The following is a 1421-nucleotide window of genomic DNA, read 5'->3' on the forward strand; positions in this document are numbered from 1 at the left end:
TGTTTCACCCAAAAGGTGCTCCTTCCTAGCGAAGATGTGGTTCTCGACAAACTCATCTTAGCCATACGGGGAGCACCTTTTCAATTATTCACACCAGTTTATGAGGACACAATCGTCGAAATCCGGGATAAATGGAAAGAATCCCTGTAAGACATGATGGTATTTGAGCTCAGCCCCAACGTGCCTGGAAGGTATTTGGACAGGAATGCGGTTAAATATTAAGCAAAGTCCGTCGGTTTCACCCACGTTTCACCTCCGGAAAAATATAAGAACATGTATTGGAGACACTTTGAATCAGCTCTGGATAAGCCTCGACGGTCAATCGCACATAATGCTGGGTTGCTGCGACAGACGTATGTCCAAGGTAAGTGGAAAGAACGGGGAGGGCACAATACAAGTCCGTTCCCTCGCGAACTTGGTTGGCCAAAGTGTGAACACAAAACGTGTGCCTAAGGTCATGCAGGCGAGGTCCTTTCCCTTTCCCCCCATGGGAAATGCCGGCTCTCCACAATAATTCCCGGAATTGTTTATAGACATTACCGTGGGTTAACGGGGTTCCGTTCTTGTTTCTAAAAAAGTGATATTTCGGTTCCGCATGGTAGTTAAATCGATGGGAATAACGCCTAAACATGCCCCAAAGTTCCTCGGATAGGGGAACCAGTCTATCTTTATTAAACTTCGACGCTCGAATGAACAAGATACCCCGATTCAGATCCACATCTGACACGGTCAAATGAATCGCCTCGGAAATCCGGAGCCCACAGCTATACAGTAGCCGAAATAATAGTGGAAAACTGGTGTGTTTGTTGGACAAAGGATGGGGAGGTATGCTGTCACACGCTCGAAGAAAACATTGGATTTCATCGTGAGTAAAAATATAGGGTACAAATTCTCCCCTCCTGACCTTGCGCTTTCCGGGTGGAATATAGGCGTCATAGCCTCGATGCTGTAGATACAATGCAAACTGGCGTATGTCACTCGCACGATGCTCCCATGTTTTTACAGACTCATCTTTTCTCTTGGCTGTCCAATCCTCCACTAACGGCTTGTAGAGTGTCTTGTTCTGAATATGGTAACCCAACGAAAACACAGAGAATCTCCGGAGATTGGCAGATGTCGTGTCGAATTTGTAACCTAGGTCCCTCTTCATTTTCACGTAATCGCAGAGTAAGTCCTTAAATTCGCCTTCAAATTCTCTGTGGTTCATGTCAAAACGCCTCCTCACCCTGATTCCAATCAAACGGCGGCGGGGTAAGGGAACAGCTTCTTAGTTGATGGACATCTATTTTTAAATAGACGGAAGTGGAGGCCGTGCTGGAATGTGGTGTTAGGATCAAAGAGTGGACATAACGAATCGAGAATGTAAGAATAAGGTGATTTGAGGTGTCCACGTGATGAAGCAATATGATAAGGAATTTAAA

1 protein-coding gene is annotated in these 1421 nt (G+C 45.6%); it reads right to left on the reverse strand.

Annotated features, from left to right (window positions below):
* Positions 1 to 238: 238 nt before the first annotated feature.
* Positions 239 to 1207: a tyrosine-type recombinase/integrase gene (locus J3482_RS22020; protein WP_146825014.1), complete on the reverse strand. Its 969-nt coding sequence runs from the start codon at positions 1205 to 1207 to the stop codon at positions 239 to 241.
* Between the last annotated feature and the right edge of the window lie 214 nt (positions 1208 to 1421).

The sequence above is a fragment of the Alicyclobacillus suci genome (genome assembly GCF_017329615.1).
In the GTDB taxonomy this organism is placed as follows: Bacteria; Bacillota; Bacilli; order Alicyclobacillales; family Alicyclobacillaceae; genus Alicyclobacillus; species Alicyclobacillus suci.